Genomic DNA, 6,793 nt, shown 5'->3' with positions numbered 1-6,793 from the left:
TCTTTCACAGAACTGCTTTTTTTATGCAATATTTTCCCATTGTTTAATTTGAGGCATGTTATTTTTAATAAACCCCTTATTTCCCCAACCAAGTATCGAACCAATTAAAAGCATCGGTTTGCATCTGTATATCAAACTTATGTCCGCCATCATAGAATTTACCGCTATACCTCTCAGGATGGCCGGCTTTTGAAAAGACCGTAGCGAGAATGTCATCGGCTTTCTTCATTTCGGGCAGGGTATACAATTGGTCATGGTTATTGCTCTGTACCATGGTAGGCAGTGGTACACGAAGCCCTAAAATTTCAGGAAAATCCAGATAATTCGCCAGGCCCGGCGCATAGGTCATCCAGGTGTGGGTGTAGGCCTTGTTCAGTAAAAAATCTTTCCAAGTGGTCATAAACCCTACGCAAACGGCACATTTTATCCGAGCATCCATGCCCCCCAAAAAAACAGTCCGGAGTCCACCACCCGAGAGTCCCCCGCAACCAATACGATCCGGATCCACGTCCTTTCTGGCGCTTAGAATATCCAAGGCGATACGGTCTTCGGCCAACACCATACCGGTGTAAGAGGTGCCGGCGGACAAAAGGGATTTAGCCATAAGGTGTTCATGGTGTCCGGCCCATTCATTATAGGCTTCTATGTTCCTGACATCCTCGGCATTTTCATCAGTACGTCCCTCTGCTTTCAACGCTCCCCATTCTATACCGGCCATATCTTCATAGAAAACCCGCCGGCTAGCGAAGGAAAAGGCGTCATGTACCAAAACGGCATAGCCCCTTTTGGCCATCTCATTGGCCCATGTCCTACCCTCATAATAACTGTTTTGGTGGGGTTCCATAAGCAGATGCTGAGTATCCGAGGTCTTGCTGATCTTTCTCTTGCCAAAGTATTTATTACCGCCATGGTCGTGCAGGGCCAAAATGGCGGGCAACTTTTCGGTACTGTTCTCGGGTTTTAAAAAAATGGCCTCTACAGGTCTTCCGTAGGGCAATTTCCATGTCAGTTCCTCTATGTGAAGTCCGTCGTAACTGTATTTCCTTTTTAGGGTAACTGTAATAGTCTCTTTTATCAAAGGCTCTGCTATCTGTTCCTGGGCCTTGGCATGGGCACTTGGTTTCCAATCTTCAATTTTGGACCAGAGGTCGTTCCGGAAGGACAACTTGGGCGGATCTTGCATTTGCGAAGCCAACCAGGGGCCGTATTGGCCTATCTGGCTTTTCGGGAGTTCTTGATTCATAGGGATAGGTTTTGAGGTTGGAACCATATTTTCAAAAGCGGCGGTCATGGTACTGGGCAAGAGTGGCAATCCCACGGTTGCCATCGCGGTCTTGGATATAAAGGTTCTTCTGGAACCCTGGATCTTGGCATCCGTATTTTTGGATTTTTTCATGTTATAGGATAATTAGCGGGACATTTAAAGTTAGTACTTATTTTTAATTATTCGCTACTGTTGGTTTAGGGATGTTAGAGGGGTGGAAAGCTTCAATCAATTCTAAACATTTGCTGGGTAAGACTGCCCCTAGTACTGGGCATAACTCAAATAACAGATTATCAGGCTTTTGACTCGTATGTGCGACTTCTCAATCGCCCGAAAAAAAGGCTTATGTCGAAGTGACTGTTTTGTCGGTTCGCGCAGTCGAGAGGTATTGGACGCTAATAACACTAAAATGAGGTCTCGACTGCGCTCGCCTGAACGGAACGGGCAGGCTCGATCGGACAACATTACCCTAAACAATTCATTAACAATTAAAAATCGCTCCAACCCACCTTATTTTGGAAAAAGGTATTCATGAACCTTCTTTGTCGGTTTATTATTAATTAACTCCTTACTCTCCCCTATTGGGTTAACCATAAGTCAGGTTTCGGCAATATTTACCAATTATAGCAGCCATATATTACATAAATTGAATTTTTTAATTCAGACCTAATTTCACCCATGACCACAACCAACCACTTTTTAAAAAATCTGTTTATTTCCGGATTAATGCTAGCCCTATCCGTTTCCGGATTTTCCCAATCGAGCGGAATGGATGACAATTTCCGGTTTGCCAAACAACATCAGGACGATCTAACGCTGAGCGTATACATCACCGCGCATTCTGTGGAACGCTTGCTCTCCACCCCTGAAGGAAGAAGGGAAGCCACTTCGCTCATGATGGCCAATGGAATCACCAAAGTGTATTTGGAGGTGTACCGTGGCGGTTTGGTTGTCGCGCCCGAGTTGTTGGCCGAGACCACAACATATTTTACCCAAAACGGATTTGAAGTGGTTGGCGGAATTGCCACCGTCCCCGGAGGTGATATTGGGGTAAAACAGGAGGGCGAACTAGGTTGGTTCAATTGGCAGAATCCAAAGACCCAACAGGATATGAAGAAAGTGATGTTGGACGCAGCCCCTATTTTTGACACCTTTATTGTGGATGATTTTTTATGTACGGGAGATATCAGCTTGGAATCCAAGGCTGCCAAGGGAGACCGCAGCTGGTCCGATTATCGTAGACAATTAATGACGGAATTGGCAAGCTCTCTCTTCATTGATCCGGCGAAGTCCGTTAATCCGGATATCCATATGATTATTAAATATCCACAGTGGTACGATCGTTTTCATATGTTTGGTTATGATGTGGAAACCGGTCCAAAACTATTCGACGAAGTTTGGGTAGGAACGGAAACACGAGGGCAATACACCCAGCGGTTTGGATTTGTACAGCCTTATGAAGGCTTTGTGAACTATAGTTGGATAAAGTCCATGGCGGGGAAAAAGATCGGGGGAGCCTGGTTTGATCATGGCGATTGCGATGCTTTGGATTTTGTGGAGCAGGCGTATCAGTCCGTACTTGCCGGAGCCAACGAATTGGTAATGTTTAACTATGGGAGTTTTGTAAACGGCCATGCGGGACACCATCTATTGCGAATGGATTTTGAAAAATTGGCAAGGCTTGCCAAAGCCTTAAAGATCTCTCCAATTCATGGCATAGCCGGATATAAACCACCCCATAGTGACGCAGGCGGAGATCTGTACATTATGGATTTTGTAGGTATGTTTGGGATTCCCTTGATGCCAACGGCATACTATCCCGAAAATGCAACAACCATTTTTTTACCCACACAAGCTGCTGCCGATCCCAATATTGTGGGCAAGGTAGTGGCATCGCACAAGCAGGGTAAAAGAATCATTATGACGGCCGGATTTTTGGCAAACGTAGAGGACAAGGGGAAACTGTCCAAATTGGCCGGTATCCTAAAGCCGGAAGTTGGGGTAATAAATGCGGAGAAAATAATCCTGGATGGCAGTGAAACTACTTTGGAAATGCCGTTGGATTTGGAGGCCACATTGGAGGTTAAAAAAGCCATCGCGTTGCTGGAAGTCAAATCGGGCAACGGCAGTATTCCATTCCTGACCAAAAGCAAAGATGGGCAGGTATATGTTTTAAATTCCCATACCTTTTCCGAGGCGGATTTTAAAGCTGTTGGGGAAGTGTTGCTCTGCCCTCGCCCACTGGGTCTGCTGGATCTGCCCACTTCCTGGGCCAATGAAATCCGCGCTGTTTTTAACGAACAATTACAGATAGAACTCAATGCACCCACCAGAATCACTATGCAACCCTTGGAAAATGGAGACCTCATATTGCACAATTACAACAAGGAGGAAGTAGAACTTCAATTAAACGGATTGGAAAACTCTAGACTTTTGGATGCTTTTACGGGTCAAAAATTGGATTCGGCATCAGGAACATTGAAAATGAAACCAAGGTCGAGGCTTTGGCTTAGCAAAACCCATTAGCCATGAGAATTTATCCCTTTCTTCTCCTCCTTATTTTTATTGGATCTAATGCCCAACAACCCACGCTTAAGAAGGTTGCAGGAGCTAAGCAAGCTGTATTTAGCTTCATTTTTGATGATCTAAATACGACCGACTCGCTTGTTAAATCCGTTTTTGATGAATTTGGTTTTCAGCCTTCATTTGCCATCACCACAAAGAAACTCAACCCTAAAACAGCTCCTCTGTACAAGTCTTATGCTGAGGAGGGAATAAGTATTTTATCGCATTCACACACACATCCCAAGATGAACAATTCATCGGATATTGATAGGGAAACCGTATTAATGGAATTAAAGGATTCCAAGGAAAGGATTGAAAGCTATGGAATTCCCGTTCGTGGATTTGTTACTCCCAATTCATATATGCGCCCAGAATTTTTGTCCCTATTGGATACGGAGTATGATTATGCCTTTACCAATAATCACAATGATTTGTATGATATATCGGTAGACAAAAAACAGCTTGCACGCTATGGAATAGAAAGCAATATATCCACCTCCGACCACAGTATTGAAAAAATAGTATCGCGCATAGACCAAGCCATAACGAATAAGGAACTTTTGGTGTTATATGGGCATGCCTTGCCTTCTACTTACTTGGACGATTTGGGTAAACCAAGGGTTACTGCCAATGATCTAAGGGCCATCCTAAAATATTTGAAATCCAAAGTGATTAATGGCGAATGCATAGTACTTACTTCAGACTTAGCGATACAGGAATATTACCGATAATAATAGTCCGTAACAAGTATATATTCCGTGATTCTAAACTAGTCTTACTTGTATCCATTTAACATCTCAATAACCCTTAGCCTACTCAAAGCTTACTGTACTTAGGAACAAAGTATTATTATATCCTAGCTTTTTCACTTTAGGGAATTCGGTACTATCTTTTGTGACGTTGGTTTCTATGCGTTCCGCTGTGGCAATAATAGCTTTTGAACCATCTATGCCATAGGTGCTAAAATTTCCCAATCTAGCACCTCTTTCGGGAATAACTATAGTTTCGGTTTCCGGCATCACCCTGAGTAATTCAGGATCTACTTGTGCCATGAACAAGGGTGCCCTATGTCTAAAGACATGATCGTTGCCCGCTCCCCTTTTGGTATATACCAAAAATAGACCATGTGAATTGGAAACCCAATGTTGTTGCGTATTGTAACTTCCTAAAACCCTACCGTCCGTAAATTTCCATTCAACCGGGTCGTCATAATTTATCCCATCTTTGCTAACGGCTACATAGGCCGAATGATCGGTTCTCAGAGTTAGGTAATAAGTGTCTTTATATTTTGTAATGGATGGTTCATATATTCCTCGACCGGAATTCATGACAATCGAATTCCCTACCTCAATAACCGATATTTTCTGTCCATCAAAATTGCACCTTGCCACAAATGAAGCGTTGCGTTCATTACCATCATCCCAGCCCTTTTCGAACATTATTGGCAGCAGTATCTCCCCATTTTCCAGATCAAACCTTTGGGAGCATCCGGCTGATGGCCGATAAATGGTATCCCCATTGGAAGTGTTCATTGGAAACTCCAATGTTTCCAATTTGGACCATTTAAGACTATTTGGGTCATAGGTTACGTAACCAGCACCCCTTCCTACTTCCGGATCCGGCATTTGTTCCCTATCGTAATAGAAAATCTTACCTGTACAAAGCACTTTTTTACTTCTACCATGCCACATGGGATAAACATCGCTGAAAATAGAATCGAACCGTTTAGATTTATGATGATTGGCCAAGGTTTGCACAGCCGTAGGCATAGACCAGGATTCACCATCTAAAGTTGAACTAAAGAACAGGTTGCCATAGTTGTCAGAGCCTTCGGTATATTGCTTACTCATCGTTACCAAATACTGGTTTTGATTTTTTCCGAAGGCCGTTGCAAAAGCTTGACTCCAAACAAAATCCGAGTTTAGACCTGTAATGATAGTATCAAGCTTCACTTGCAATGTTGTTCCCCTCTTATTGTGTTGTTCACTTTTACAGGCTCCAAGAACCCCCCAAGCAAACAACATCACTAATAATTTTTTGTAAATCAAATTAGATTTTAATACCATGACTTATGATAATATATATTCAAATTCAAATGTAACTAACCCTTAGGGACAACCTCCATCCTTCCTACAGCCAATCTGCTATATGTTTATATTTTCAGAAGTATTGTCCATTAATTCGTCGCCTGCGGCTTTTTTTAATTTATCTATGGCGTCGGACATATGAACCTTAAATGAAATCAAATCTGCCCCATGTAACAATATGTTAGCGCCTTTTTTCAACCAATTGATTTCACTTTCGATATCCTCGTATATCATATGAATTCCCGCTCCCTTACCGGAATCCCTCACTTTCGTAATTATAGTGTCCACTGCCTGAATGAATTCTTGTGATTGATAATTCTCAGGTATTCCCAAACTACAGGATAAATCATGTGGCCCTATCAGCACCCCATCAAGCTCTTTCACCTTCAAAATTTCAGGTAATGACCTAATTCCTTCTCGACTTTCTATGTTTATAATCAAAACATTTTCTTTATTGATGTCATCTACATAATTGGATAAAGTGTTCCCGAAAGAATTGGATGACACCAAATGCTCCTTTAAATATTTTCCTTTGACAGGCTTGTGCTTCACCGCTCCAACCAATTCTTTTACCTGGTCTACAGACTCAATATACGGAGCAATTAGGCCGCAGGCGCCACCGTCCAAAGCCATTGTTGCCCAATATGGATCCGGACTTGGAATGCGTACTATAGGGGCTATATTCATATTACGATAAGCCTTACACATCCAACTTAGCTTATCCCTGTCGATAGGTGTATGTTCCGTATCAATGAATACAAAATCCACCCCTAATGATTTTACTACATCCGGCCACATTGGCGAGGTGGACACTGTTAGGGTCCCATATACCCTTTTCCCTGATCTTAATCTTGATATAATTTCACTTCCTTTCATA

Annotated in this window: 5 protein-coding genes; 2 read left to right on the top strand and 3 right to left on the bottom strand. The window is 42.7% G+C overall.

Translation table 11 applies throughout. From position 1 onward, the window contains the following. Nucleotides 1-76: 76 nt before the first annotated feature. On the bottom strand, nt 77-1,396 hold the full coding sequence (locus KO529_RS17235) for a prolyl oligopeptidase family serine peptidase (RefSeq protein ID WP_215949105.1): 1,320 nt from the start codon (nt 1,394-1,396) through the stop codon (nt 77-79). Nucleotides 1,397-1,942: 546 nt separating this feature from the next. Between KO529_RS17235 and KO529_RS17230 the strand changes: the two genes are divergently transcribed. Together KO529_RS17230 and KO529_RS17225 are read left to right on the top strand one after the other, a co-directional pair. Beyond that, nucleotides 1,943-3,790, top strand: a complete 1,848-nt coding sequence (locus tag KO529_RS17230; protein WP_215949104.1) for a hypothetical protein — start codon at nt 1,943-1,945, stop codon at nt 3,788-3,790. Nucleotides 3,791-3,792: 2 nt separating this feature from the next. Next, nucleotides 3,793-4,560: a polysaccharide deacetylase family protein gene (locus KO529_RS17225; protein WP_215949103.1), complete on the top strand. Its 768-nt coding sequence runs from the start codon at nt 3,793-3,795 to the stop codon at nt 4,558-4,560. An 81-nt stretch (nt 4,561-4,641) separates the two neighbouring features. On the opposite strand, the gene KO529_RS17220 is transcribed toward KO529_RS17225, so the two are convergent. Together KO529_RS17220 and KO529_RS17215 are read right to left on the bottom strand one after the other, a co-directional pair. Next, on the bottom strand, nt 4,642-5,853 hold the full coding sequence (locus KO529_RS17220; RefSeq protein ID WP_215949102.1) for a hypothetical protein: 1,212 nt from the start codon (nt 5,851-5,853) through the stop codon (nt 4,642-4,644). A 120-nt stretch (nt 5,854-5,973) separates the two neighbouring features. Continuing rightward, nucleotides 5,974-6,792: an HpcH/HpaI aldolase family protein gene (locus tag KO529_RS17215; RefSeq protein WP_215949101.1), complete on the bottom strand. Its 819-nt coding sequence runs from the start codon at nt 6,790-6,792 to the stop codon at nt 5,974-5,976. Nucleotide 6,793 lies beyond the last annotated feature (1 nt).

The sequence above is a fragment of the Arenibacter algicola genome (assembly GCF_018860365.1).
In the GTDB taxonomy this organism is placed as follows: Bacteria; Bacteroidota; Bacteroidia; order Flavobacteriales; family Flavobacteriaceae; genus Arenibacter; species Arenibacter algicola_B.
This window is presented reverse-complemented; position numbering and strand designations above follow the sequence as displayed.